The organism is Kitasatospora sp. NPDC057223 (assembly GCF_042669755.1).
GTDB lineage: Bacteria > Actinomycetota > Actinomycetes > Streptomycetales > Streptomycetaceae > Kitasatospora.
The window spans coordinates 1-23,971 of sequence record NZ_JBHUWW010000115.1 but is presented as its reverse complement, the minus strand read 5'-3'; the positions used below and the strand labels follow the sequence as shown (position 1 = coordinate 23,971).

Genomic DNA, 23,971 nt, shown 5'->3' with positions numbered 1-23,971 from the left:
GGCCGATCCGGCGGACGGGTGGTGGACCCCGTGAGCCGCCGCCGCACCTACCGGGCCGTCACCCCCGGTACGTCCGGAGGTAGTCGAAGGTGGCGAGCGCACCGGACCGGTTGAGCGAGACCAGCCCGATCCGGAGCCGGCCCCTGGCCGGGAGCGTCCAGACGCCGCCGTACGCCCAGTGCGTGCCGTCGCGGCTGGTGGCGGCCCGGACTTCGTTCTCCTGGTGCTGCGTGTCCAGGTGGTACGACAGCCGCAGCCACATCGTGTCGGCGGTCGGGCCGCCGAACATCGGTGCGTTGGCGACGGCGGTCGGCGGGGTGGTGGTCGGCGCCTCCCCCTCCTTGCCGAACTCGCTGACGTTCAGCAGGGCTCCGCCGCCGTTGTTGAGCGGCAGGACGGAGTGGACGAGCTTGAACCAGCGGTCGTCGTTCTCGTACAGCACGAGGCCGGCCTGCTGGGCGGGCTGGGACGGCGCGAAGCGGATCTTCGTCTCGACCGTGTAGTCGCCCTGCGGCGCATCGCGCAACAGGACCGACGCCTGGTTGGTGCCCAGGTAGAGATCGGCGTCCTGGGTGGGCCAGGACAGCGCGCCGCCGCTCGCGGTGAGCCCGGCCGCCGGGCCGCGCACCCAGCTCCACGGGGAGCCGGCGCCGGTGCCCGGCAAGGCGGCGGAGTCGAACTCGTCGCTGTAGGCGGGCAGCAGCGCCCCGGGCGCGGGGACGGGCGTGCGGGCGGTCACCGGGGTGTACAGGGCGACCGCGCCGGCGGTGTCGCCGGCCACCCCGGGGCCCCGGGCGGCCAGGCCCACCGCGCCCGCGCGGGCCGCGCCCGCCGGTACGGTGCGGTGCTGGACGGCCACCGGGTCGTGCAGCCGGTCGTGGCTGACCTCCACGCTGAGCTCCGTGCCGCGCAGCTCGGCACTGACGTTGTGCCAGGTGTTCCAGGTGAAGCCGGCGGGCAGCGCGGTGACCTGCTCGCCGGCGGACACGCCGCCCACGACGGCCTCGGTGACCAGGGCGCCCCGGGCGCGGTCGAGCCAGGCCGTGATCCGGTCCCCCGGCCCGGCGTAGGCGAGGGTGAGGCCGGCCGCGCCGCCGTCGGCGGTGACGCGCAGCTCCGCCTCGGCGCGGAGGTTCGCGGGCGCGGTGGCGGTGGTGACCAGGTAGGCCGGCGCGGAGCCGCTGTCTGCGTGCGCGGCGTAGCCGCCGGAGTCCTGCTCCGTCGGGGTGGACCAGCCGCCCGGGCCGGAGCCGTCGGCGCGCCAGCCGTTCAGGGTGCGGTCGTTGAAGGTGCCGCCGGCCGTCCAGGTGGTCACCGGGGCGGCGGTGGCGGTGTCGGAGGGCCCGGCGCCGGCCCGCACGACGGGCCAGCCGTCGATCCAGTCGAGGCGGTCGATCAGCATCGGGCGGCGGGACAGCTTGAGCGAGCCGCCGGCGGCGGGCGCGAGGTCCGGCGCCTCGGACGGGATGCCGTGGTAGACCAGCCAGTCCTGGCCGGCCAGGTCGGTCTGGACGGCGTTGTGGCCGGGGCCGATCCAGCGGTTGCCGTTGGCGCCGGCGACGAAGCCGGCCTTGCTGGTGAGGGCGAGCAGGTCGACGCCCTGGTCGTCGAGGAAGGGCCCGGTGGGGCTGGTCGCCCGGCCGGCCTTGACCTGGTAGCCGCTGTAGGCGCCGGAGCAGCAGCCCGCGTCGGAGTAGAACAGGTAGTAGTAGCCGTCGCGGTGGACGACGAAAGCTCCCTCGACCCGGCGGCCGCGGGCGACCTGGGTGACGGCGCCCTGCGTTCTGGTCCGGTCCCCGGTGAGCTTCGCGACGCAGACGGTGTCGTAGCTGCCCCAGTAGAGGTAGGCCTGGCCGTCGGTGTCGGTGAACTGCGCCTGGTCGATGTTCCCGGAGGGGCAGCCGCTGGGTGAGGGGAGCACGGAGCCGGCGTCCGTCCAGGGCCCGGTCGGGGTGGGGGCGGTGGCGAGGGCGACGGTGCCGGCGCCGGGCACCGAGTAGTAGAGGCTGTAGTGGCCGTCGAAGTACCGGATGTCCGGCGCCCAGAGGCGCGAGCCGCCCTCCCAGGCGGGCTGGGTCGCCGGGGTGAAGACGTCCCCGGCGTGCTCCCAGTGCACCATGTCGGCGGAGCGCAGGATCGGCAGGATGCGCTCGCCGTCCTCACCCCGGCTCTGGAAGACCGGGTTCTGGGTGCCGTAGGCGTACCAGAGGCCGTCCTTGCCGCGGATCATCGACGGGTCGGGGAAGGTGTCCACGGTGCCGGCCGTCACCGGATTGGTGTACGTCGCGGCCTGCCCGGCGACCGCCGTCACCGGCGCGGGTGCGCTCCGCGCGGCGGCCGGCAGCGGGCCGGCCGTCAGCCCGAGCAGCAGGGCGCCGGCTCCGAGGACGGGGGCGAGCCGCCGCCGGCCCGGACGTGCTGTGGTTCGTCTCATGGCGTCTCCCTGGTGGTCGCCGGGCCGGCGCCGTCGGCGGACCGGGCCATGCCGGCCGGCTCGAAGACGCTCAGGCTGGGATCCTGGTCACTGGCACCGACGTCGTACATCGGCGTCATCCAGTGGTAGAAGTTGTCGCCGCGCTCGCGCAGCAGCGCGTACAGGCGCTGCGACAGCCGGCCGCGGACGGCCCGCAGCGCCGGGTCCGGGTAGCGGTTGGCCAGCTCGTGCGGGTCCTCGGACAGGTCGTACAGCTCGTTGACCGACTCGGGGTTGACGACCAGTTTGTAGCGGTCGTCGCGGATCATCCGCTGGGGGTAGGGGAAGTGGTGCCCGTGGAACTCGGCGACGAGTTCGGCGGCCCAGGGCGGGTTCTCGCCCCGCACGAGCGGGAGCAGGCTGCGGCTGTCCACGGCGGGCGCCGGGTCGAGGCCGGCGAGGTCGAGGATGGTGGCGGTGCAGTCGGTGAGCGAGACGAGTTCGTCCCGGACCTGGGGCGGCGCACCGGGGACGCGGACGATGCCGGGGATGCGGTAGATGTCCTCGTACATCGCCGGGCCCTTGTCGTGCAGGCGGTGGGCGCCGGTGAACTCGCCGTGGTCGGCCGTGAAGAACACCGAGGTGTCGTCGGTGAGGCCGAGTTCGTCGAGCCGGTGCAGGATCCGCCCGATCTGCTCGTCGATCAGGGTGACATAGCCCCAGTACACCGCGATCAGTTTGCGGCTGACCTCGGCCGGCATGGTGTCGAAGGCCCAGTGCTCGCTGTAGTTGCGCTGCACCGGGGGTTTGCCCTCGAAGGTCTCGGCGACCGACGGGGGCAGCTCGACCAGCGCCGGGTCGTACAGGTCGAAGTAGGCGTCGGGCAGCAGGTAGGGCAGGTGCGGGCCGAAGAAGTGGGTGGCCAGGAAGAACGGCCTGCCCTGCGGATCCGCCGCGTAGCGCTCCAGCTGCTCGATCGCCCGGGTGGCGAGGTAGTGCTCGAAGGTCGCCTCCACCGGCTGGTGCAGCCGCGCGGCCAGCAGGTTGCTGGGGTTGCCGTTGGGCGTGGTGCCCCGGATCGGTTCGGAGATCCGGTAGGGCGGCAGGTCGCGCTCGGCCAGGTACGCGAGGTAGTCCGGGTGGTCGACGGGGTTGTGCCAGCCGGGCAGGTCGGGCCCCTCGAAGCCGTACGAGGCCGCGTTGCGCTCGGTGCCGCCGTGCCACTTGCCGACCAGGCCGAGCCGGTAGCCGTGCTCCCGCAGGGCTCCGGCGAAGGTGAAGACGTCCTCCCGCAGGTCCTCCAGGTAGCCGACGTTGCGCTCCTGGTTGGCGAGCAGCCGGTGGCGGAACGGCGCCTGGCCGGTGAGCAGGCTGGCCCGGGCCGGGGTGCAGATGGCGGTCGGGGTGTAGAACCGCTCGAACCGGGTGCCGGTGGCGGCCAGCCGGTCCAGGTGGGGGGTGGCGACGTGCGGGTTCCCGTAGCAGCCGAGGGTGTCGACCCGGTGCTGGTCGGTCATCAGGAAGAGCAGGTTCACTTGCCGTACGCCTTGGTGTAGAGGTCGCCCGCGTAGTACTCCGCCGGGTCGGGCGAGGTCTTCAGCTGGCCGGTGGAGACGAAGAAGTCGCCGAGGCCCTTCAGCCAGGTGCCGACGGTGCCGTCGGCCGTCCTGGCGGCGAGTTCGGCGGTGGACATGGTCTGGACGTGGGCGGCGTCCGCCTTCACCTTGGCGGGGTCGAGCTTGAGCAGCGCGGCGGCCTCGGTGATCGCCTCCTCGGGGTGGGCGGCCCGCCAGTCGTTGGCCTCCTGGAGGACCTTGAGCACCTTCCGGGACAGCCCGGCATCGGTCTTCGTGCCGGAGACGAAGGCGGTCGGGAAGGCCCGCCCGGGGAAGTCCTTGGTGCTGGCGACCTCCACCAGGTCGGGCTTCTTCGCCTTGATGGTGTCGATCAGCGGGTACCAGATGCCGGCCGCGTCGATCTGCCCGGAGACGAACGCGGAGACCACCGTCGCCGGGTCCATCGGCACCTTCTGGATGTCCTTCGCCGTCATCCCCGCCTGCTGGAGAGCGAGGTTGAGCGCCATGTCGCCGGAGGTGCCCTCGGGCACGCCGACCTTCTTGCCCCTGAGGTCCTTGACGGAGGCGATGCCGGGCTGGGCGATGACCCGGTCGGCGTACGCGAGGGTGTTGACCGCGACGACCTTGGCCTTGCCGGAGGCCGGCAGCCACATGGCGCCGGGGCCGATGTAGCCGAAGTCGAGGTCGCCGGCGCCGAGCGCGGTGATCTGCAGCGGGCCGTTGGTGAAGACCTTGAGCTCCGGCTCCAGGCCGTGCTCCTTCCAGAGCCCCTGCTTGTCGGCGATGGCGAGCAGGCTCGCGCCGTTGAAGTCGCTGATGTAGCCGAAGCGGACCTTCGAGGTGCCGGGAGCGGCGTCACCGGAGCATCCGGTCACGGAGAGCGACAGCATGGTGACGGCGACGGCCGCCACGAGGGCGCGCTGGGGTATACGCATGGCGTGGGAGTCCTAGGTTTGTCGGGTCGGTCGGGTCGGTCGGGTCGGTCGGGTCGGGAACTGTCGAAGGGGCAGGTGCCGGGCCGGACGGCCCGTCAGAGCGCGGGCGCGGCGCGCGGCCGGTGGTGCACGGCCTGCCAGACCTGGTTGCGCAGCTGGCCGAACGCGGGCGAGAGCCGGATCTCCTCGGTCCGCGGGTAGGGCAGGTCGACGTCGACGACCGTGTGGATCCGGCCCGGTGCGGCGGCCATCACGACCACGCGGTTGGCCAGGTAGACGGCCTCGTCCACGTCGTGGGTGATGAACAGGACGGTGCGCCGCTGCCTGGTCCAGGTCTCCAGCAGCTGGTCCTGCAGCTGGACCCGGCTCAGCGCGTCCAGTGCGCCGAACGGCTCGTCCATCAGCAGGACCTCCGGGTCCACGGCGTAGGCGCGGGCGATCGCGCAGCGCTGCTTCATACCCCCGGAGAGGGTTTTGGGCAGCGCGTCGGCGAAGGCTTCGAGCCCGACCAGCTCGATCGCCCGGTCCGCCCGCCGGCGCCGCTCGGCGGCGGACGCGCCGGCCAGGCGCAGGCCGAACTCGACGTTGCCCCGGACGGTCAGCCAGGGGAACAGGGCGTACTGCTGGAAGATGACGCCCCGGTCCGGCCCCGGCCCGGTCACGGCGGCGCCGTCCACCAGCACCTGCCCTCCGGTGGGCAGGACCAGGCCGGCGGCCATGCCGAGCAGGGTGCTCTTGCCGCAGCCGGAGGGCCCGACCACGGTGACGAACTCCCCGTCGGCGATGTCCAGGTCGACCCGGTCCACGGCGGTGAACAGCGCGCCGTTCACGGGGTACGTCCGGGACACTCCGCGGAAGGAGATCTTCGCGGGCGCGGCTGCCGCCGTCCGGCTGTCCGCGCCTCCCGCGGCGGTGCTCGCGGCGGTCCTGCTGTCGGCGGTCATCGGCGCTCCTGCCAGGCGGTGAGGCGTCGCCCGAGGAGCAGCAGCAGCCGGTCCATCACCAGGCCGAGCACACCGATGGCGATCAGCCCCACGAAGATCGTAGGGAGGTCGTAGTAGAGCTGGGCCTGCTGCATCCGGAACCCCAGGCCCTCCTGGGCGGCGATCAGCTCGGCGGCCACCAGGGTGCCCCAGGCCGAGCCGAGCCCGATCCGCATCCCGACCAGGATGAACGGCGCCGAGGCCGGCACCACCACCTTGAGGAAGATGGTGCGGTCCAGGGCGCCGAGCACCCGCGCCGCGTTGACCAGGGTCGGATCCACGTCGGCGACACCCTGGAACGCCGCCACCACACTGGACAGGAACGCCGCCAGGAAGATCACGAACACCTTTGGCACCTCGCCGATGCCCAGCAGCACCACGGCCAGCGGGATGAGCGCCAGCGGCGGGATGGTGCGGAAGAACTGGACGTACGGTTCGAGCAGCCCGCGCGCCAGCGGGTACCAGCCCATCAGGAAGCCCACCGGGACGGCCGCCAGCGTACCGAGCGAGAACCCGAGCAGGACCCGGCGCAGGCTGGCCAGCATGTCCTGCTCCAGGGTGCCGTCGGCGAGCAGCTCGCCGGCCCGCCGCGCCACCGGCAGCGGCCCGGGCAGGCTCTCCACACCGGCCGCGGCCAGCACCGCCCACCCGGCCAGCCCGAGGGCCAGCGCGATCAGGTTGAGCCGGAGCGGGCGGAGGCGCGGCCGGGGCCGCCCGACGGCTCCGGGGGCCGGGAGCGGCGCCGTGGACGTGTCCGCCGACGCGGTCGCGGTCGTCCGCGCAGGTGTGCCGACGCCGCTCACGTGCCCTCCTCCTGGTTCGGCCGGCCTGCCGGGTAGCCGGCCAGCAGTGGTGATTCGCGCAGCACCAGCGCGATGCCGCCGAGCGCGCCGCCGGCCTCGCCGAGGGCGGCCCGGCGGATCGTCAGGCGGCGCCGGGAGACGGGCATCACGTGCGCGTCGAGGGCCCGCTCGACCGGTCCGGTAAGGGCGGCGCCCGCCTCGGCCAGCTCACCGCCGAGGACGATCACCCCGGGGCCGACCGCGTTGCACACCGCCGCCAGCACGCCGCCGACCTGCTCGCCGACCTCGGCGAGCAGCCGGTGTGCCCGGGCGTCGCCCGAGTCCAGCGCGGCGATCAGGGCAGGTACGTCGTCGGCGGCGCCGCCGGCCGCCCGGTAGGCGCCGAGCACGGCACCGACGGAGGCCACCGTCTCCAGGCAGCCGACGCCGCCGCACTGGCAGGGCGCACCGGCCGGGTCGACGGTGATGTGGCCGAACTCCCCGGAGAGGCCGTCCATGCCCCGGTGCAGCGAACCACCGACCACCAGGCCGCCGCCGACACCGTGGGACAGCCGGAGGTAGAGCACGTCCTGGCAACCGGCCGCCGCGCCCCAGGTGGACTCGGCGAGGGCTGCCAGCCGGGTGTTGTTGTCGAGGAGCACGGGCGCCCCGAAGCGCTCGCTGAGCAGTGCGGCCAGCTTGTCCGCGTCGCGGGCGTCACCGGCGCCTTCGGTGTCTCCGGTGCCTTCGACGTGCTGCGGGGTGTCTCCGGCGTCGGTCCGACCGACCGGGCCGACGACGCCGACCCCGATCCCGCCGACCTCGCCGACCGGGGTGAGCCGCAGCGCTCCCCCGGCCAGGCCGCCCACCAGGCGCTCGGCCAGGTCGACCCGCTGCTCCCAGGGCAGACCGGCCGGATGCGCCTCGCTCGCCGAGCCGATCACCTCGTGGGCCACGTTGACGACGGCCACGTGCACCGCGCGCCGGGCGAAGTCGATCCCGACGGCCTGCCCGGCCGCCGGGTCCAGCGTGAGCAGCTCGACCGGACGGCCGCGCCGGCGGGGGCCCGGGTCCTTGGCCGAGGCCACCACGGCGCCGTTCGCGAGCAGCCCGGCGACGATGTCGTACAGGGTCGTGCGCGAGAGCCCCGCGTGCCGGCCGAGCTCGCCGCGGCTGAGCCGGCCGTACCGGCGCAGCAGACCGAGGACGAGCTGCTCGTGCCCGCGTCTCAGTTGAGTGAGGGGGCCACCTTGACTGTGCATGTGGCACAGCATGCTGAGGCCCGTATTTTTTCGTCAATGCTCCGGAAAAATATTCATGCCGCCGCAATACTCCCCGCACTCCGAGAGGGCGTCAGGCGTCCCGCACGCAACGGAAACCGACGTTCCCGGACGTACTGTCAGGCGTGTTCCTGGTGCGGGCCGCCACCCGGTAGCGGTTGCAGTAGGAGGCGTGGCACAGGTACGAGCCGCCGCGCATCACCCTCGCCGCGTCGTCCGGGGCGGCGGCCGGGCCTGCGGGCGGCCCGGCCAGGTGGTCGGTGCTCCAGCGGTCGGCGCACCACTCCCAGACGTTGCCCGCCACGTTGTACAGTCCGAAGCCGTTGGGCTCGAAGGCGTCGACCGGCGCCGTCCCCCGGTATCCGTCCTCGGCGGTGTTCCTGGTCGGGAACCGCCCGCGCCAGATGTTGCACCGGTACTCGCCGTCCGGGTCCAGCTCGTCGCCCCAGGCGTAGCGGCGCTGTTCCAGTCCGCCCCGGGCCGCGTACTCCCACTCGGCCTCGGTCGGCAGCCGGCCGCCCGCCCAACGGCAGTACTCGGCCGCGTCGTTCCACGAGACGTGCACCACCGGGTGGTCGGCCCGCCCGTCGAGGGTGCTGCCCGGCCCTTCGGGGGCCTGCCACCACGCCTCGCCGACCCCGCACCACCAGGGTGCCTCGGCCGGCCGCGGCGCCCCCTTGCGCAGTGCGCCGGGCAGGAAGCCCGCGAAGACGTAGGACCAGCCGAAGCGCTCGGCCTCGGTCAGGTAGCCGGTGTCGGCGGCGAATTCGGCGAACCGGCGGTTGCTGACCGCGTGCCTGTCGATCCGGAAGGCGCCGACCGAGACCTGCCGGACGGGCCCCTCCCCGTCGGCGGGGAAGCCGTCGGCGTCCTCGGTGCCCATCAGGAAGGTGCCTGCCGGGAGGAGGACCGCGCCGTCAGCCGTCCGCGCCGCACGGGCCCCCGCCGCGTCCGTCGGCCGCGGCGGGCCGGCCCCGATGCTGTGAGCCCCCGGCGTGGCTCCGCGCGCGGGCGGGCAGCAGCTGTTCGCACGGGGCGCGGCGTCGTTCATCACGGTTCTCCCGACAGGGCGGATCGATGGCCTGGTGATCATATGAGCCGACGGACACGGCGTCAGTTCGGGCCCGGACCGCCGGGCCGTCCGAGGTGTGAACCCCGCCCGCGCGGCAAGACGACGACCCGCGGATCCCTGGTCCGCCGACCACCCGGCAGGTGCACGGTGAGAGGACGCGTCCATGAAACGTACTCGCGGGAACGCCCGGAGCCGGCACCCCCGGCATCAGCGGCGCGGGGAGCCCCGCCTCCCCGCGGTGATCGCGACCCTGGTGGCGGTCACCCTCTACCTCGCCCTCCCCCAGCAGCTGCTCGTCGCACCGCGCTACGTGCTGCCGGCGCTGGAGGTGCTGCTGCTCGTACCGCTGATCACCGTCAACCCCCTGCGGCTGACCCGCCAGACCCGCGTCTCCCGGGTGCTGTCGCTGGCCCTCGTCCTGCTGATCGGGGCCAGCAACCTGGTCTCGCTCGGCGTCCTGGTTCACGAGATGGTCTCCGCGCAGGTGCAGGACGGCGGGCAACTGCTGACCGCCGCCCTGCAGATCTGGCTCACCAACGTCATCGTCTTCGGCCTCGCCTACTGGGAGCTCGACCGAGGCGGGCCGGTCAGCCGCACCCAGGCCCCGCGCGCCGAACTCCCGCCGGCCGACTTCCGGTTCTCCCAGGACGAGAACCACGACGCCGTCGAGGAGGTCGCCGAGGGGGCCAGCATCTCCTCCGACTGGGTGCCCAGCCTGCCCGACTACCTGTACGTCTCGCTGACCAACTCGACCGCCTTCAGCCCCACGGACACCATGCCGCTGTCCACCCGGGCCAAGCTCCTGATGAGCATCGAGAGCGTCGCCGCCCTGCTGACCTCGCTCCTGGTGATCGCCCGCGCGGTCGGCGTCCTGCAGTGAGGGCGCGGAGCCCGCGCCCTCAGGCCGGGCGGGCGTCGGCCGGTGCGGGGTGGCGGCCGTACCAGTCGAGACAGACGATCAGGGCGTCGTCGTCCGGCATGTCGCGCCGGTGGCGCGCGAGCTCGGTCAGGATCGCCCGGGGCACTTCGGCGGCCGGGAGCATCCGGGTGGCCAGGATCGCCCGGGCGAGCGCCTTCTCGCCGTACGCCTCACCGCCCGCGGAGGCCACCGCGTGCACGCCGTCGCTGACGAAGATCAGCCGGTCCCCCGGCACGACCCGGATCTGCTGGGCGGCGTAGGGGGTGTCGTCGGCCAGACCGAGCGGCAACTGCGCCTCGAACGGGATCCGCTCCACCGAACCGGAGCGCAGTCTCACCAGCTGCGGGGAGCCCGCGTCCACGATCTCCACCAGCCCGGTGTCGAGGTGGAACTCCAGGAGCAGGACGGACACGTGCGCCGCACCCTGGTACTGCGCCCAGACGGCCTGGTCGGCGAGCGCGGCCTGGTCGGCGATGTCCACACCGGCACGGCGGGCGTTGCGGAGGGCGTTGATGGCGAGGTTGGTGAGCAGCGAGGCGTCGATGCCCTCGCCCATGCCGTTGGTGATGGTCAGGGTGAGCCGGTCCCCGGTGGCCGACCAGTCGAAGTTGTCGCCGTGGATGGCGTAGGCGGGCTCCAGCTGGGCGCCGATGGCGTACTCCTCGCGGGCGCACGCCCGGGCGGGGAGCAGCTGCCACTGCATCTCGGCGGCGAGGGTGAGGCGGTCCTTGCGGCGGGCCTGGAGGTAGAGGTCGGTGTCGCGTTCGGCCACCACGATCTGGTGGCCGAGCATCTCGGCGATCTCCGCCAGTTCCTCGCTCGTCCCGTCAGCCAGGCCCGGCCCGGTCAGGGTGAGGCTGAGCACGCCGAGGCGGTCGCCGCGGACCGAGACGGGCAGGTGCAGGATGTCGGCGTCCGCACCGTCCGCCTTCTGCAGGTACGGCCGTTGCGCACCGAATGCGCGCCCCGCCGGGCTGCTGTGGGCGGGCACGGGTTCGGCGGTGTGCGGCAGGTCCGTGACCTGTTGCAGCACGGTCAGGCTGTAGTCGGCCATGAGCAGCTCGACGTCGCGCACCGGGTAGCGCGCGGTGAGAGTGGTGCGCACCGCGTCGAGCAGGGCGTAGGGGGCGGCGGCGCGCAGAGCCCGCTCGACGGCGGCCAAGTCGGTCGTCACGGCGGTTGGTCCTCTCCTCCGGGGCCGGCCGATCCGGCCGACGGGTGGTTCTGATGTCCGGTCGTTCTGTTGTCCGGCGGTTCCGATGTCCGGTGTTTCTCTTGTCCGGTGGTTCCGTTGTCCGGCGGGGATGCGAAAATGTTCCCCATGGACAACGTCTCCCCCCTCGCGGCCCCCTCAGACGCTGCGGGTGTCGCTTCGTCCGTGGTGGAGCTGCTGGAGGTGCTCTGGGGCGGCGGCCGGGAGATCTCCACCGCACCGGTGTCCGTCTCCCAACTGCGCGTGCTGTACGTCCTGGAGCGGAACGAGGGCACCAACCTGCGGGCGCTCACCGAGGAGCTCGGCTCCAGCGCCTCGTCGGTCAGCCGGCTGTGCGACCGCCTGGAGGCCGTCGGCTTCGTCCGCCGCAGCGCCAGTGCCACCAGCCGCCGCGAGCTCGAACTGCATCTCACCGACTCGGGGCAGGACTTCCTCGGCGAGCTCCGATCGCGGCGGGAGCTGGAGTTGCAGGGAGTCCTCGCCGCGATGCGGCCGGCGGCGCGGCAGGCCCTGATCACCGGCCTGCGCGGCTTCCGGGACGCCGCCGAGGGCCATCCCGGGCTGGCGGGCGCGCCCGTCGCCGGCCACGGCGCCTGAGGCCGCCGGCGGGGTGCGTCGCAGATCACTGACTCAGTGAAATGTTGCTCAATGGCAACTGTTGCACCTAGGGTAGCCGTACCGCAGCTTGCGGTGCCCGGGTGCCCGCTTCGGCGTCGCCCGGCGAAGGGAGGCCTCTTTGTTGGCCGAACGACCGCCCGCCACGGCCGGTACCCGGAACAGCCCGCACACCCCGCAGGCCGAGCCGGCAGAACTCCTGAGCACCCGGATCTCCGCCGCCGGCCCGCTCACCACCGTCCAGGTCCAGGGCGAACTCGACATGGACACCGCCCACCTGCTCACCTCCGCGGTGGAGGAGGGCCTCCTGGGCCATCCGCGCATCCTGCTGCTCGACCTCGCGGCCGTGGCCTTCTGCGACTGCGCGGGCCTGCGGACCCTGCTCCGCACCCGGCGGCGCATCACCGAGGCCGGAGCGACCTTCCACCTGGCGTCCACCTCGCGCGCCGTCCTGAGGATCATGGACCTCACCGGCACGGCCGGCGCCCTGGACGCCCGGCCGACGCTCCCCCCGCCCCGCAGCCCACTGGCCGTGCCGGCAACCGCCCGCACCGGCTCGTAGCTCCCGGCGCGCCCGGCCGCGTCACGTCATTCCTCGGCGAGCAGGGCCGTACGCAGGTCCTTCAGGGTGCGGGTGAGGATGCGGGAGATGTGCATCTGGGACAGCCCCAGGCCCTCGCCGATCTGCGACTGGGTCATCTCGGCGCCGAAGCGCATCGAGAGGATCGCGCGCTCGCGCTCGGGCAGGGCCGCGATCAGGGGCTTGAGGCTCTCCACGTGCAGGACGGCGTCGAAGCCGTCCTCCTCGACGGCGAACCGGTCGCTGAGGCTGCCACCGGCTCCGGCGGAGTCGTCGGCGCCGGCGGGCACGTCGAGGGAGTGGGCGCTGTAGGCCGCTGCGGCCTTCAGGCCTTCGCGGACCTCCGCCTCGTCCATGGCCAGGTGGTCCGCGAGTTCCCTCGACGTGGGCGCCCGGTCCAGGCTCTGTTCGAGTTCGTCGGAGGCCCTGGCCAGGGCGAGGCGCAGTTCCTGCATCCGGCGCGGGACGTGGACCATCCAGCTGGTGTCACGGAAGAAGCGCTTGATCTCGCCGGTGATGGTGGGCAGCGCGAAGGTGACGAACTCGTACTCCTGCGTGGGGTCGAACCGGTCGATGGCCTTGATCAGGCCGACCGTGCCGACCTGGAGGATGTCCTCCATCGGCTCGCTGCGGTGGCGGAAGCGGCCGGCGGCGAACTTGACCAGCGCCGTGTTCAGCTCGATCAGGGTGCCGCGGACGTAGGAGTACTCCCGGGTGCCCTCCTCCAGCTGCCGCAGCCGCAGGAACAAGTCCCTGGACAGCGCCCGGGCGTCCGCCGAGGACATCTCCAACGGGTTCCCGGCCGGCCGACGCACCGGCACGGCGGCGGCAGCAGCGGTGCTGCCCTGCCCGGCGTGCCCTGCGGCAAAGGTCGCCCTGTCCTGAAGGACGGTCATGAAGATCACTCTCCCTGATCGGTCATTCGCGGTCAGCGCCGACCCGCTCGCACGCTGTGACGGACCCGCCCACTCTCCGCGGCCGGCCGTCCCCTGAGAGCCTACGCCGACGCCGCCCCCGGTGAGAGGGCGGCGTCGGCGTGGGCTGCGCGAAGGCGGGTCCGGTCAGGCGTGGGAGCCACGGTGGTGCGAGTGGCCCCGGCCGGCGACGGCGTGGTAGACGCCCAGCACGATGACGGAGCCGACGACGGCGGCGATCCAGGTCGAGAGGTCGAAGAACCCGTCTATCGAGTCCACGCCGAAGATCACCTTGCCGAGCCAGCCGCCGAGCAGGCCGCCGACGATGCCCAGGAGCATGGTGACGATGACGCCGCCCGGGTCCTTCCCGGGCACGATGGCCTTGGCGATGAACCCGGCGACGAGTCCGATGACGATCCACGCGATGATGCCCATGAGTACCGGTCCTTCCAGTGTTCGCGGAGTTCTTGCAACCGCCGTCTCACCCCTCGGTGCGGGACCAAACCCGAATTCAGAGGAAGTGCCGGATCGGCCCCGTGGCCGCCTCCAGTGCCCGCCGGCCGGCCGAGCGGCGCCGCCAGCGCACGGGGTCGAGCGGTTCGCTCACCGCGAGGTCCTCGTCGAAGTGGCCGTCCAGGCGGGCCGTGAAGTGCTCGTCGATGACGGTGAGCATGATCTCCTCGTCGTGGTCCAGCGAGCGCCGGTTGAAGTTGGTGGAGCCCACCAGCGTGGCGATGCCGTCCACGGTGATGACCTTGGCGTGCATCATGGTCGGCTGGTACTGCCAGATCCGGACACCGGCGGCGGTCAGGTCCTCGAAGAAGCGTTCGCCGGCGAGCTGGCAGACCCGCTTGTCGGTGTGCGGGCCGGGCAGCAGGATCTCCACCTCGACACCGCGTCCGGCCGCGTCGCACAGCAGGTCGACGAAGTAGCGGTCCGGCGCGAAGTACGCGGTGGCCAGCCGGAGCCTGCGCCGCGCCGAGGTGATCACCACCCGTAGCAGGGTCTGCATGTCCTGCCACCCCACACTGGCGGAGCCCCGGACGACCTGGACGACGGCGCCCCCGGGCTGCTCGTGCTCGTCGAAGCGGTCCTCCGGGTCGAACAGGCCGTTCGCCCGGCACTCGGCCCAGTTCTGCGCGAACGCCGCCGCTATCCCGTCCACCGCCGGGCCGCACACCTGGACGTGCGTGTCACGCCACTCCTGCGGATTGCGGGCGTCGCCGCACCACTCCTCGGCGATGCCCACACCACCGGTGAACGCCGTCTCCGCGTCGACCACCAGCACCTTGCGGTGGCAGCGGTGGTTCTGCTTGAGGGGGGACAGCCAGGCCGGCCTGCGGAACCAGGCGACGTCCACACCGGAGCGGTCCATCTCGTCCAGCAGCCCCTGCTCGATCAGCCGGCTGCCGAACCCGTCCAGCAGCAGCCGGACCCGGACGCCCTCGCGGGCCTTCCCTGCGAGGGCGTGCGCGAAGCGGTGCGCGATGTCCCCGCGCCAGTAGACGAATGTCGTCATGTCGATCGTGTGGCGGGCGCCCTCGATCGCCTCCAGCATCGCCGGGAAGATCTCGTCGCCGTTGCGCAGCGGGAGCAGCTCGTTCCCCTCGGTCGCGGCGATCCCGATCAGCCGCTCCAGACGACGGCGCAGCGCCTGCTTGCGGGCGGCGACGTCCTGCTCCTGCTCCTGCTCCTGCTCCTGCTCCTGCTCCTGCTGGCCGATGATGCGTGGCCGCAGCGCGGCGCTCTCGTGGATCACGGGGTCTCCTGGGTCGGGTTCGGCGGTCGAAGGCACCGCATCGCGGCGCGTGGCAGCGGTGCGGATCGGGATCGGACGGGGCGCCGGGGGGCGGCGCGGGCGGACTCGGTCAGGCCGGGGGCGGTTCCGGCGGGCCGGGCGTGCTCAGCTCGGGCTCCAGGCCCTCGGTGACGGGCGCGACGCCGCGGCCCGCCTCCATCCGCCAGGCCTCGAAGGCCCATGCGGTCGCGGCCACCAGGGCGAGGCCCAGCAGCCAGCCGCCGAGCACGTCGCTCACCCAGTGCACGCCGAGCGCGACCCGGGTGAGGCCGACCCCGAGCACCGGGACGACAGCCGCGATCCACGCCACCGGCCGCCACCGCCGGTGGATCACCGGGAGCAGCACGAGGAGCAGCACCGCGCAGCAGGTCATCGCGGTCATGGCGTGGCCGGACGGGAAGGAGAAGCCCGCCGCGTGCGCGACCGGCTCGGGCAGCGCCGGGCGGGTGCGGGCGACGATCTCCTTGACCAGCAGCCCGATGAGCCCGGAGGCGGTCACGGTGAGCGCGGCCCACAGCGCGAGGCGCCAGGCCCGGCGGGCGGCGAGCCAGCAGACGACGGCCGCCACCAGCAGTCGCATCGTCCACGGGCCCCACAGGACGTTGCTGGCCACCCGGAGCAGGTCGAGCAGTGCCGGGTGCGCCAGCACGGCGGAGTGCAGGGCGGTCGCGGCTCGCTGGTCGAGCCGGCGCAGCGGCCCCCAGTGGGCCTCGACCAGCAGCAGCAGCACGCCGAACGGCACGGCCGCCGCCGCGAACGCAAGGACGGCCAGCAGCAGCCGGGTGGCGAAGCGGCGGTCCGTCCCGGCGCGGGTCGGCGGCGGGAGAGTGGTCGGTGTCGGTCCCATGATGCGGTCCGCCTACCCCGTCCGAGGCGAAACAGCCGCCCGGACGGGGTGGGGCGCGGGCGCTCACGCCCCCGGGTCGGGTTTCACCGGTCGGGTCTGGCCACCGCGGACGGCCTCCAGCTGGGCCGCGAAGGCGAGCCCGAGGAACAGGGCGATGGCGGTCAGGTACGCCCAGACCAGCAGGGAGACGAAGGCGCTCAGCGGTCCGTAGACCGCGTCGAAGGAGCCGCTCAGACGCAGGTAGAAGCCGAGTGCCCAGGTGAGTGCCGTCCACAGCACCAGGTAGACGGCCGCACCGAAGGCCAGCCAGGTGTAGCCGGGCTGGACCCGCCTCGGCGCCCGCCGGAAGATCACGCTGGCCGACAGCAGGGCCAGCAGCACGCCGACCGGCCAGCGCAGCAGGCTCCAGGCGGCGGCCACGCCGGAGCCGAAGCCGTACACCTCGCCGGCCGACCGGGCGATCTCCCCGCCCGCGACCATCAGGACGAAGCCGAGGCCGAGCGGCAGCCCGGCGGTGACCGCCATCAGGAGGCCGCGGGAGTACTTCAGGTGGAACGGGCGGTCCCGCTCGACGCCGTAGATCCGGTTGGCGCCGCGTTCGATCTGGCACATCGCGGTGGCGATGTTCACCAGTGAGAACAGCGCGCCCAGCCAGAGCGCGACCTCACCGCCGTCGTCGGCCCGTTCGCGGCTGCGGTCCAGTACCTGCTTGACCATGTCGGAGCTGGGCCCGGTGGCCAGGCGGCGCAGGGTCAGCTCGGTGACCTGGCCGAGGCGGTCGCTGTGCAGGACGGCGGAGAGTCCGACCACCGCGATGAGGAACGGGACCAGTGCGAGGGCCGTCTGGAAGGCCAGCGCCCGCGCATGGCTGAATCCGTCGGCGTAACGGAAGCGCAGGAAGGCGTCCCGGGCCAGGCGCCAGCGGCCGTAGTCCCGCAGGGCCGCCAGCGCCTCGTCGCCGGAGAGTTCCTCCCCCTGCGGATCGTGCGAGGGCCGCACCCGGTTCGCGGTGCCCATCAGCTGCTCCTCTCCACGGTCACGGCGTGCTCCCGGGCCCCGTCCCCCGGACGGGCGGGCGCGGGGTCCGGCCGGGGGGCGCGCAGCAGCAGCGCACCCGGCCGGACGTCGAGCCGCAGGGTGCGCCCCGCCGGCACCGGGTCGCCGTCCAGCTCGCGCCGCACGGACCGGCCGAAGGCCAGCTCCACCCGCTCGGCCCGCAGGTACTCCAGCGGCCCGCGTACCTCGCCCGACCGCACTCCCCCGCCGGCCCCGGAGGTACCGGCGGTGAGCACCCGCAGGGCGCGCAGCCAGTCCAGCGGGCCCCGGGGGTCGAAGAGCACCAGGTCGAGCAGGCCGTCGTCCGGGCGGGCAGCGGGCAGCAGCCGCAGACCGCCCTGGATCGCGCCGACGTTCCCCGCCACCACCATCCGGGCCCGGCGCTCCAGCGGCGGACGGCCGTCCAGGCTGACGGTCAGCCGGAGCCTGGGAGCCCGCAGGTGCCGCAACGCGGCGACGCCGTAGGCCGGCCAGCCGATCAGGTTCTTCAGCCGCCGATCGGCGGCGGCCATGATCTCCGCGTCCAGCCCGGCGCCGGCCATCGCGGTGACGTAGGTGTCGGGCATGCCGTCCGCCCGGGCGAGCACCAGGTCGGCGGCCCAGGGCTCGGCCGCGAGGCCCAGGGCGAGGGCCCGGCGGGCGTCCCTCGGCAGGCCCAGGTTGCGGGCCAGCAGGTTCCCGGTGCCGCACGGCACCACCAGCAGCGGCACGGCCGTGCCCGCCAGGGCACCGGCGCACGCCGTCACCGTGCCGTCGCCGCCGCAGGCCACCACGAGTCCGGCGCCGGAGCGCACCGCCCGGGCGGTGGCCCGGGCGCCGGAATCCGCCTCCGTCGTCTCGGTGAACTCCGGTTCCCGGTAGCCGGCGCGCTCCAGCGCGGCACGGATCTGCTCGCGGGTGGCGTGGTCGGTGACCAGCGGATTGACCACCACGGCGACCCGGGTACCGGCTACGGCGGGCGGCGCGGCGGGCTCCGGGGCGGAGCCGGGGTGCGGTGCGTCCCGGCCCGGCAGGAACAGCCGGGCCGAGACGTAGAGCACCACCGCGCCGTTGAGCAGCGCCGCCGCGACATCGGTGGGGTGGTGCATGCCCCGGTACAGCCGGCTCGCGCCGACCAGCAGCGGCAGCAGGAGCAGCAGGGTGACGACCGGCGCCCGCCACGGCCGCCGCAGCCGGAGGTGGGCGAGCACCGCCAGGCCGCCGTACAGCGCGAGCGCGGCGCCGGTGTGGCCGGACGGGAAGCTCGACGTCGGCGGGGAGACGTCCAGCGGCACGACGCCGGGGCGCCGCCGCTCCACGCAGACGGTGGTGAGCAGGAAGACCAGCGACTGCACCGCGACGGCGAAGCCGAGGAACGCCGCCTGCGGCCGCCGACCCCGGCCCTCGCCCCGGCCCCGGCCCCGGCCCTGGCCCGGCAGTATCAGCAGGGCCAGCAGGCAGAGCACCGTGACACCCACCACGACCGGGGTGGAACCCGCCGCCGACACCCAGGAGCTGACGCTGTCCCAGAACCCGTCGCGGTGCGCCGCGAGTGTCCGGTTGACACCGTCCTCGGCCGTGGCCGGCCGGCCGCCCAGCACCGATCCGAGGATCACCAGCAGCGCCAGCAACCCCAGCAGGGACACCGCGGCGCGCCGCACGGGGTGTCTTCGATTCGCAGTCATGCGGGCCGTCTGCCCCTGTTTCACCGGCTCATCCGCACCCGGTGCGCGGGCACCCGGTGGCGACGGGCCGGGCGTGGCATGCAGGGCGGCCGGAGCGGGTAGTCGGCGGGCATCCCGGCCGGGCCGGGGCCCGCTTCGACCGGACAGGACCACGGCCTTGGGGATGATCGGCAGACTGGACCACTACCAGCGCACACACCGATGGGCGGGGGTCGGCGTCGCCGTGGTCTACAAGTTCGTCGACGACCAGGGCTCCTACCTCGCCGCCCTGATCACCTACTACGGGTTCCTCTCGCTGTTCCCGATGCTGCTCCTGCTGGTCACCGTCCTCGGCTTCGCCCTGAACGGCAACCCCGGCCTCCAGCAGGACGTGCTCAACTCGGCGCTCGGCCAGTTCCCGGTGATCGGCGACCAGTTGGGCGAGAACATCCACTCCTTCCACGGCAACGGCTTCGCGCTGGCGGTCGGCATCGGCGGTGTGCTGTACGGCGCGCTCGGGGTGGCGCAGGCGACCCAGAACGCGCTCAACACCGTCTGGGCCGTCCCGCAGCACGAGCGGCCCAACCCGCTGGTCTCCCGGCTGCGCAGCCTGGTGCTCCTCGTCGTGCTGGCCCTGGGCATCGCCCTGACCACCGCGTTGGCCGCCGTCGCCACCGGCACCCACTCCTACGGCACCGCCGTGAACCTGGCCGTCCGGGGCGGCGGGATGCTGCTGTCGGTGGCCGTCAACGCGGCACTGATCGTGCTCACCTTCAAGGTGCTGACCGCCCGTCCGCTCACCGTTCCGGCGCTCTGGCCGGAGGCCGTCGCGGGGGCCCTGGTGTGGCAGCTCCTGCTGTCCGTCAGCACCTACTACGTCGGGCACGAGCTCAAGGGCGCCACCGCCACCTACGGTCTGTTCGGCATCGTGCTGGGCCTGATCGCCTGGCTCTACCTCGGCGCGTTCACCCTGGTGGTGTGCGCCGAGTGCACCTCGGTGCGGGCCCGCGGGCTCTGGCCGCGCAACCTGGGCGGGCCCTTCTCCGACCGGGCCCGGCTGACCCGCGCCGACCGCCGCGCGTTCACCTCCTACGCCACCGCCGCCAGCGCGAAGCCCTTCGAGGAGGTACGCGTCCGCTTCGACGAACCGGCGGCCGACCGCCCGTCCGCTCCCCCGGAGGCCGGAGGGGCGGCCTGACCGGAGCCGGGCCTCGTGCGCACTCCCAGACCGTCAGTGCCACCGCGTACGGTCTGCCCATGGTTGATCAGAACCCCACCACGGCAGCGGTGAACGACTTCGCGACCTGGGAGCCGGTCCTGCGGCTGCTGCTGGCCGGCCTCCCGGGGCGGCCCGCCGGCACGCCCGCCCGGGTGGCCGGGCGCATCGGCCGGGACGGCTGGAGCCTGGCCCTGCGGCGAAATCCGCCGCCGCCCGGCCGGGCCGCCCAGGTCGAGGACGACCAGGACCAGTACGACGCGGTGGAGCGGGTGCAGAAGGCGCTGGCGGGCGCGGGCATCGAGGACATCTCCTTCACCGCGGAGGTCACTCCGACCGGGAGGACCGCGCTCCACCTGCTCGGGCCCAGCCCCGCCGTGGAGCCCGGACTCGGCAGCCCGCACCCGGGAGCGCTCCTCCTGGTCGAGGGCTCACTGCCCGAGCCCTGGCGCCGCCTCCCCGAGCCGGTGCCCGGGGCGGGACCAGCCCGCTCCGCGGATCCGCTGCTGCTCGAACGCACCCTCCGCGAGCGGCTGCCCGAGGCCGTCGGCGCGACGGAGACGGAGATCGCTGCCGCAGAGGTACGCCTCGGTGTCCCGCTGCCCGAGGAGCTCAAGGCGCTCTACCGGGTGACCCGGGCACGGTGGGAGGACTGGGGCGACGACTACGCGTCGGCGCAACGGGTGTTCGCCTCGGTCGGCTGCGAGCTCCTGCCGCTGGAAGGCCTGTACGTGGCCGACGCGCCGTCCCGCCACTACCGCTGGGACATCGCGGCGACGGAGGCGATCGTCACCCGGCCCGGCGCCGCCGTGCAGGGCCTGGTCGGCTCACCCGGCTGGATCGCCTTCGGGGACAACGGCGGCGGGGACGTCCTCGCGGTCGACCTGACACCCGGCCCGCGCGGCCACGTCGGGCAGGTCATCATGCTCAGCCACGAGGAGAGCGTCGGCGCGGCCCTGCTCGCCGACTGCCTCACCGACCTGGTGCTGGGGCAGCCCGCCGACGATCCCGCAGGCCGCCCCGACGGGCCGCCGGCCGTGGCCCGCGTCAACATCATGAGCCTGCGGAGCATCGAGGCCGCCGTCCACCCCGGCCTGGAGGTCCTGTCCATCGGCGTGTGGGAGGACGAGCCGCTGAGCCTCGCCCCCGTCACCGGGCTGCCGCTTCTGCGGACCCTCACCGCCTACCCCGGTACGCTCGCCGACCCGTTGGAGATCGCCGGGCTGACCGGCCTGGAGTTCCTGGAGCTCGGACCGCAGGAGTGGCGCGTCCTCCTCGACGCGGGGGCCGTCCCGCGCAGCCTGTCGGCCGCCGCCATCGAGGCGCGCGGCGACGAGGATCCGCTGTCCGTCGTGGCCATCGCCAACGAACTCCTGGCCCTCTGGGGCCGGCCCCTGATCATCCGGACCACCGTCGAGGGCGACCTCGGTCCGGTAGCCCGGCGGTAGCGGGGCGTGCGCCCATGCGTCGCGCGCCCGTCACCGGGCTCGGCGGCCCATACTGGTACAGCCCTTCAGCAGCCCTTCGATCCGCGGACGGTACCGGGACATGTGCGGTCGCTTCGTCAACACCACGGGCCCCCAGGACCTGGTCGAACTGTTCGGTGCCACCCGCCGGGACACCGCCGAGTCGCTCGCGCCGAACTGGAACACCGCGCCCACCGACGAGGTGTGGGCGGTGCTGGAGCGGCTGGACCGGGACACCGGTGAGATCACCCGCCGGCTCCGCACGGCGCGCTGGGGGCTGGTGCCCTCCTGGGCGAAGGACCCGTCCGGCGGCGCCCGCCTGATCAACGCGCGGGCCGAGACCGTCCACGAGAAGCCCGCCTTCCGCAAGGCCTTCGCCTCCCGCCGATGCCTGATCCCCGCCGACGGGTACTACGAATGGGTGCCCGTGCCGGCCACGGACGGGAGGAAGGCCTTCAAGCAGCCGTACTTCATCGCCCCCGCCGACGGCGGGCTGCTGGTGATGGCCGGCCTCTACGAGTTCTGGCGGGACAAAGGCCGGCCCGACGACGACCCGCTCGCCTGGCTGACCACCGCCACCATCATCACCACCCGGGCCACCGACGCGGCCGGCCGCGTCCACGACCGCATGCCCCTCGCCGTCGACCGGGCCGACATCGGCGACTGGCTGGATCCGGCCCACACCGACCCCGGTGAGCTGCGCGAACTGCTCCACACCCCCGCCGGTGGCGACCTCGCCGTCCGGCCGGTGTCCACCGCCGTCAACGCCGTCCGCAACAACGGCGCCCACCTGCTGGACGAAGTCCCCGACCCGCTGGCGGGCGACGGCTGCTGACACGTCCCCGACCCGCCGGCGGGCGACGGCTGCTGACACCCGTGCCCGACGGGCGGCCGGATGACGCCGCCGGTGCTTACGATCACGTATGGCACTCTTCCGGATCACCCGCCGCTCGCCGCTGCCGGCCGCGGAGACCTGGCGCCGCATGACGGACTGGGAGCGGCACGCCGGGCCGGTACCCTTCACCGCGATCCGGGTGACCGGCGCGTCCGCGGGAGCGGCGACGGGGTTCACCGCGCGCACCGCGCTCGGGCCGGTCGGGTTCGACGACCCGATGGAGGTGACGTACTGGCAGCCGCCGCTGGGAGACCGCCCGGGCCTGTGCCGTCTGGAGAAACGGGGGACGGTGGTGACCGGCTGGGCCGAGATCGAGGTACGGCCCCGCCCGGAGGGGTCGGTCGTCCAGTGGCGGGAGGACCTGCGGGTGGCGGCGCTGCCACGGGTCGCCGACACCCTGGTCGCATGGTGCGCCCGCGTGTTCTTCCGGCGTGTCCTGCGGCGCCTGCTGGACGACGATGCGTGAAGGTCGCGGGCGCGGCCCCGTCTCCCCGGCCGACCGCCGCGCCGCCCGTGAGCGGCTCGGGGCCGAACGGGCCGGCACGGTCGCGCAGATCGCCGGCCTCACCCGGGACCACACCGCCATCGTGGAGGCGAACGCCCTGGTGGCGGTCGACGACGAGCACGACCCGGACGGTTCGAGCACCGCCTTCGAACGAGCCCACGTCGCCTCGCTGCTCACCCTGGCGCAGGAGCACCTCGACGATCTGGACCGAGCGCTGGAGCGTCTGGACCACGGCGACTACGGCTACGGCGAGCGCTGCGGCGAGCCCGTCCCGGCGGAGCGCCTGGAGGTGCGCCCGGCCGCCACGACCTGTGTGGACTGCGCCGCCGCCACGCCGCCGGAGCGACGGCAGCGGCGGTGAACGCGGCCGGTCACGCCGTGTCGGCGGCCGTGTCGATGGCCGTGACGGCGGGCCGGCCGAGCAGTGCGGTGTCCTCGTCGAAGCCGGCACCGGCCAGTGCCCGGGTCGCCACGGCGGCCGCCTCGCGCTCGGCCCCCGCGCTGTCCTCGGCCTCCACCTCCAGGCGGAGGGTGAAGATCCGCTCGCCTTCGTGCAGGGTGAGCACGTCAAGGCCCTGGGGGTCCGATCCGACCTCCTGGGGGTCGGTGCCCTGCAGTGCGGCGAGCAGCTGGGATTTCGCGGCCGGGGTGAGCTCCTTCTTGAGGGTGCCCGGCAGGGAGATCACGAAGTTGGTCATGGCTGCGGCCTTTCGTCGGCGTGTCCTGCGGTACGGCGGCCCACGTCTGCCCTGGAATCCCCCGCCCAAACGTCCGCCCGGATGTCCGCCGCAACGTCCGCGCAGTGGACCGGGCGGGTCGCGGCGAAGCGCCTCAGGTCCACTCGCGGCGGGCGCCGAGGTTGCCGATGAGGCCGTAGGCCAGGGCGGCGAGCCCGTAGTCGAGCACCACCTGAACGGAGGTCGTGCTGACCTTGAAGATGCCCTTGGACCAGGCGGCCAGCCAGTCGGCGGCCTGCTCGAACCAGTGCACGAGCGAGTTGCCGGTGTTGGCGCCCAGTAGGCGCATCAGGATCCAGACGACCAGGATCGCGACGGCGATGTTGGCGATTGTTCTGACTGCTACGAAGAGTCCTCTCATGCCCATACGCCTTGCACGAAAAGGGAGTTGCAAACCTCGTCGGCCGGCTCGACGCGATTCGGCGGGGCCCGGCGGACAGCGGCGGGGAGCGGCGGTCGGCGACGAGGAGGAAGACCTCGTTGCCGGTGTCGGCCCACGTGTGGACCGCCTCGGCGAGCATCGAC

At 73.7% G+C, this 23,971-nt stretch carries 24 protein-coding genes; 8 read left to right on the top strand and 16 right to left on the bottom strand.

Annotated features, from left to right (window positions below; genetic code table 11):
- Positions 1 to 58: 58 nt before the first annotated feature.
- The 7 genes from ACFUK0_RS30645 to ACFUK0_RS30615 form a co-directional block, all read right to left on the bottom strand.
- Positions 59 to 2,434: a family 43 glycosylhydrolase gene (locus ACFUK0_RS30645; protein ID WP_380255721.1), complete on the bottom strand. Its 2,376-nt coding sequence runs from the start codon at positions 2,432 to 2,434 to the stop codon at positions 59 to 61.
- Positions 2,431 to 3,948 (bottom strand): sulfatase-like hydrolase/transferase, encoded by a 1,518-nt coding sequence (locus tag ACFUK0_RS30640; protein WP_380255720.1) that lies wholly within the window; start codon positions 3,946 to 3,948, stop codon positions 2,431 to 2,433. The genes ACFUK0_RS30645 and ACFUK0_RS30640 overlap by 4 nt, the downstream gene beginning before the upstream one ends.
- A complete protein-coding gene (locus ACFUK0_RS30635) occupies positions 3,945 to 4,925 on the bottom strand; it encodes an aliphatic sulfonate ABC transporter substrate-binding protein (RefSeq protein WP_380255719.1) in 981 nt (326 codons plus the stop codon). Before ACFUK0_RS30635 ends, ACFUK0_RS30640 begins: the two co-directional genes overlap by 4 nt.
- A 95-nt stretch (positions 4,926 to 5,020) precedes the next feature.
- Complete coding sequence (locus ACFUK0_RS30630; RefSeq protein WP_380255718.1) at positions 5,021 to 5,869, bottom strand: ABC transporter ATP-binding protein; 849 nt, start codon at positions 5,867 to 5,869, stop codon at positions 5,021 to 5,023.
- Positions 5,866 to 6,711: an ABC transporter permease gene (locus ACFUK0_RS30625; RefSeq protein ID WP_380255717.1), complete on the bottom strand. Its 846-nt coding sequence runs from the start codon at positions 6,709 to 6,711 to the stop codon at positions 5,866 to 5,868. Before ACFUK0_RS30625 ends, ACFUK0_RS30630 begins: the two co-directional genes overlap by 4 nt.
- A complete protein-coding gene (locus ACFUK0_RS30620; RefSeq protein ID WP_380255716.1) occupies positions 6,708 to 7,964 on the bottom strand; it encodes an ROK family protein in 1,257 nt (418 codons plus the stop codon). Before ACFUK0_RS30620 ends, ACFUK0_RS30625 begins: the two co-directional genes overlap by 4 nt.
- 79 nt (positions 7,965 to 8,043) lie before the next feature.
- Complete coding sequence (locus ACFUK0_RS30615) at positions 8,044 to 9,021, bottom strand: formylglycine-generating enzyme family protein (RefSeq protein WP_380255715.1); 978 nt, start codon at positions 9,019 to 9,021, stop codon at positions 8,044 to 8,046.
- Positions 9,022 to 9,205: 184 nt separating this feature from the next.
- On the opposite strand from ACFUK0_RS30615, the gene ACFUK0_RS30610 reads away from it, so the two are divergent.
- A complete protein-coding gene (locus ACFUK0_RS30610; RefSeq protein WP_380255714.1) occupies positions 9,206 to 9,922 on the top strand; it encodes a hypothetical protein in 717 nt (238 codons plus the stop codon).
- A 19-nt stretch (positions 9,923 to 9,941) separates the two neighbouring features.
- Here the strand turns inward: ACFUK0_RS30610 and ACFUK0_RS30605 are convergent, their stop codons facing one another.
- Positions 9,942 to 11,135: a PP2C family protein-serine/threonine phosphatase gene (locus tag ACFUK0_RS30605; protein WP_380255713.1), complete on the bottom strand. Its 1,194-nt coding sequence runs from the start codon at positions 11,133 to 11,135 to the stop codon at positions 9,942 to 9,944.
- A 147-nt stretch (positions 11,136 to 11,282) separates the two neighbouring features.
- Between ACFUK0_RS30605 and ACFUK0_RS30600 the strand changes: the two genes are divergently transcribed.
- Together ACFUK0_RS30600 and ACFUK0_RS30595 are read left to right on the top strand one after the other, a co-directional pair.
- Positions 11,283 to 11,771: a MarR family winged helix-turn-helix transcriptional regulator gene (locus ACFUK0_RS30600; RefSeq protein WP_380255712.1), complete on the top strand. Its 489-nt coding sequence runs from the start codon at positions 11,283 to 11,285 to the stop codon at positions 11,769 to 11,771.
- Positions 11,772 to 11,913: 142 nt separating this feature from the next.
- On the top strand, positions 11,914 to 12,351 hold the full coding sequence (locus ACFUK0_RS30595; protein ID WP_380255711.1) for an STAS domain-containing protein: 438 nt from the start codon (positions 11,914 to 11,916) through the stop codon (positions 12,349 to 12,351).
- Between the two features lie 26 nt (positions 12,352 to 12,377).
- Here ACFUK0_RS30595 and ACFUK0_RS30590 read toward each other — a convergent pair whose 3' ends face one another.
- From ACFUK0_RS30590 to ACFUK0_RS30565, 6 genes are all read right to left on the bottom strand, one after another.
- Entirely contained in the window at positions 12,378 to 13,265 is an 888-nt protein-coding gene (locus ACFUK0_RS30590; RefSeq protein ID WP_380255710.1) for a SigB/SigF/SigG family RNA polymerase sigma factor, read from the bottom strand.
- Positions 13,266 to 13,430: 165 nt separating this feature from the next.
- Positions 13,431 to 13,718: a GlsB/YeaQ/YmgE family stress response membrane protein gene (locus ACFUK0_RS30585; RefSeq protein ID WP_380255709.1), complete on the bottom strand. Its 288-nt coding sequence runs from the start codon at positions 13,716 to 13,718 to the stop codon at positions 13,431 to 13,433.
- 76 nt (positions 13,719 to 13,794) lie between these two features.
- A complete protein-coding gene (locus ACFUK0_RS30580; RefSeq protein ID WP_380255725.1) occupies positions 13,795 to 15,006 on the bottom strand; it encodes a phosphatidylserine/phosphatidylglycerophosphate/cardiolipin synthase family protein in 1,212 nt (403 codons plus the stop codon).
- Positions 15,007 to 15,151: 145 nt separating this feature from the next.
- Positions 15,152 to 15,928 (bottom strand): phosphatase PAP2 family protein, encoded by a 777-nt coding sequence (locus tag ACFUK0_RS30575; RefSeq protein WP_380255708.1) that lies wholly within the window; start codon positions 15,926 to 15,928, stop codon positions 15,152 to 15,154.
- 63 nt (positions 15,929 to 15,991) lie between these two features.
- A complete protein-coding gene (locus ACFUK0_RS30570; protein ID WP_380255707.1) occupies positions 15,992 to 16,945 on the bottom strand; it encodes a YihY/virulence factor BrkB family protein in 954 nt (317 codons plus the stop codon).
- Entirely contained in the window at positions 16,945 to 18,648 is a 1,704-nt protein-coding gene (locus ACFUK0_RS30565) for a diacylglycerol kinase family protein (protein ID WP_380255706.1), read from the bottom strand. Before ACFUK0_RS30565 ends, ACFUK0_RS30570 begins: the two co-directional genes overlap by 1 nt.
- 163 nt (positions 18,649 to 18,811) lie before the next feature.
- On the opposite strand from ACFUK0_RS30565, the gene ACFUK0_RS30560 reads away from it, so the two are divergent.
- The 5 genes from ACFUK0_RS30560 to ACFUK0_RS30540 all read left to right on the top strand — a co-directional run bounded on the left by ACFUK0_RS30560 (position 18,812) and on the right by ACFUK0_RS30540 (position 23,070).
- Complete coding sequence (locus ACFUK0_RS30560) at positions 18,812 to 19,825, top strand: YihY/virulence factor BrkB family protein (RefSeq protein ID WP_380255705.1); 1,014 nt, start codon at positions 18,812 to 18,814, stop codon at positions 19,823 to 19,825.
- A gap of 59 nt (positions 19,826 to 19,884) precedes the next feature.
- Positions 19,885 to 21,291: an SMI1/KNR4 family protein gene (locus ACFUK0_RS30555; protein ID WP_380255704.1), complete on the top strand. Its 1,407-nt coding sequence runs from the start codon at positions 19,885 to 19,887 to the stop codon at positions 21,289 to 21,291.
- A gap of 100 nt (positions 21,292 to 21,391) precedes the next feature.
- Positions 21,392 to 22,144, top strand: a complete 753-nt coding sequence (locus tag ACFUK0_RS30550; RefSeq protein ID WP_380255703.1) for an SOS response-associated peptidase — start codon at positions 21,392 to 21,394, stop codon at positions 22,142 to 22,144.
- An 88-nt stretch (positions 22,145 to 22,232) separates the two neighbouring features.
- Positions 22,233 to 22,670 carry an SRPBCC family protein gene (locus ACFUK0_RS30545; RefSeq protein WP_380255702.1) on the top strand — a complete coding sequence of 146 codons (438 nt, stop codon included), beginning with the start codon at positions 22,233 to 22,235 and terminating at the stop codon, positions 22,668 to 22,670.
- Positions 22,663 to 23,070 carry a TraR/DksA family transcriptional regulator gene (locus ACFUK0_RS30540; RefSeq protein ID WP_380255701.1) on the top strand — a complete coding sequence of 136 codons (408 nt, stop codon included), beginning with the start codon at positions 22,663 to 22,665 and terminating at the stop codon, positions 23,068 to 23,070. The genes ACFUK0_RS30545 and ACFUK0_RS30540 overlap by 8 nt, the downstream gene beginning before the upstream one ends.
- A gap of 10 nt (positions 23,071 to 23,080) precedes the next feature.
- Here ACFUK0_RS30540 and ACFUK0_RS30535 read toward each other — a convergent pair whose 3' ends face one another.
- The gene (locus ACFUK0_RS30535; RefSeq protein ID WP_380255700.1) at positions 23,081 to 23,407 is read right to left on the bottom strand and encodes a hypothetical protein; all 327 of its coding nucleotides are present in this window, start codon (positions 23,405 to 23,407) and stop codon (positions 23,081 to 23,083) included.
- A gap of 133 nt (positions 23,408 to 23,540) precedes the next feature.
- Positions 23,541 to 23,807 (bottom strand): hypothetical protein, encoded by a 267-nt coding sequence (locus ACFUK0_RS30530; protein WP_380255699.1) that lies wholly within the window; start codon positions 23,805 to 23,807, stop codon positions 23,541 to 23,543.
- Positions 23,808 to 23,971: the final 164 nt, after the last annotated feature.

Bases quoted from the DNA above. Each gene is read 5' to 3' on its own strand.
- ACFUK0_RS30540 (WP_380255701.1), top strand. From the start codon at position 22,663: ATGCGTGAAGGTCGCGGGCGCGGCCCCGTCTCCCCGGCCGACCGCCGC.
- ACFUK0_RS30550 (WP_380255703.1), top strand. From the start codon at position 21,392: ATGTGCGGTCGCTTCGTCAACACCACGGGCCCCCAGGACCTGGTCGAA.
- ACFUK0_RS30575 (WP_380255708.1), bottom strand. From the start codon at position 15,928: ATGGGACCGACACCGACCACTCTCCCGCCGCCGACCCGCGCCGGGACG.
- ACFUK0_RS30585 (WP_380255709.1), bottom strand. From the start codon at position 13,718: ATGGGCATCATCGCGTGGATCGTCATCGGACTCGTCGCCGGGTTCATC.
- ACFUK0_RS30610 (WP_380255714.1), top strand. From the start codon at position 9,206: ATGAAACGTACTCGCGGGAACGCCCGGAGCCGGCACCCCCGGCATCAG.
- ACFUK0_RS30530 (WP_380255699.1), bottom strand. From the start codon at position 23,807: ATGAGAGGACTCTTCGTAGCAGTCAGAACAATCGCCAACATCGCCGTC.
- ACFUK0_RS30560 (WP_380255705.1), top strand. From the start codon at position 18,812: ATGATCGGCAGACTGGACCACTACCAGCGCACACACCGATGGGCGGGG.
- ACFUK0_RS30565 (WP_380255706.1), bottom strand. From the start codon at position 18,648: ATGACTGCGAATCGAAGACACCCCGTGCGGCGCGCCGCGGTGTCCCTG.
- ACFUK0_RS30630 (WP_380255718.1), bottom strand. From the start codon at position 5,869: ATGACCGCCGACAGCAGGACCGCCGCGAGCACCGCCGCGGGAGGCGCG.
- ACFUK0_RS30570 (WP_380255707.1), bottom strand. From the start codon at position 16,945: ATGGGCACCGCGAACCGGGTGCGGCCCTCGCACGATCCGCAGGGGGAG.
- ACFUK0_RS30635 (WP_380255719.1), bottom strand. From the start codon at position 4,925: ATGCGTATACCCCAGCGCGCCCTCGTGGCGGCCGTCGCCGTCACCATG.
- ACFUK0_RS30615 (WP_380255715.1), bottom strand. From the start codon at position 9,021: ATGAACGACGCCGCGCCCCGTGCGAACAGCTGCTGCCCGCCCGCGCGC.
- ACFUK0_RS30620 (WP_380255716.1), bottom strand. From the start codon at position 7,964: ATGCTGTGCCACATGCACAGTCAAGGTGGCCCCCTCACTCAACTGAGA.
- ACFUK0_RS30590 (WP_380255710.1), bottom strand. From the start codon at position 13,265: ATGACCGTCCTTCAGGACAGGGCGACCTTTGCCGCAGGGCACGCCGGG.
- ACFUK0_RS30645 (WP_380255721.1), bottom strand. From the start codon at position 2,434: ATGAGACGAACCACAGCACGTCCGGGCCGGCGGCGGCTCGCCCCCGTC.
- ACFUK0_RS30535 (WP_380255700.1), bottom strand. From the start codon at position 23,407: ATGACCAACTTCGTGATCTCCCTGCCGGGCACCCTCAAGAAGGAGCTC.
- ACFUK0_RS30545 (WP_380255702.1), top strand. From the start codon at position 22,233: ATGGCACTCTTCCGGATCACCCGCCGCTCGCCGCTGCCGGCCGCGGAG.
- ACFUK0_RS30600 (WP_380255712.1), top strand. From the start codon at position 11,283: ATGGACAACGTCTCCCCCCTCGCGGCCCCCTCAGACGCTGCGGGTGTC.
- ACFUK0_RS30555 (WP_380255704.1), top strand. From the start codon at position 19,885: ATGGTTGATCAGAACCCCACCACGGCAGCGGTGAACGACTTCGCGACC.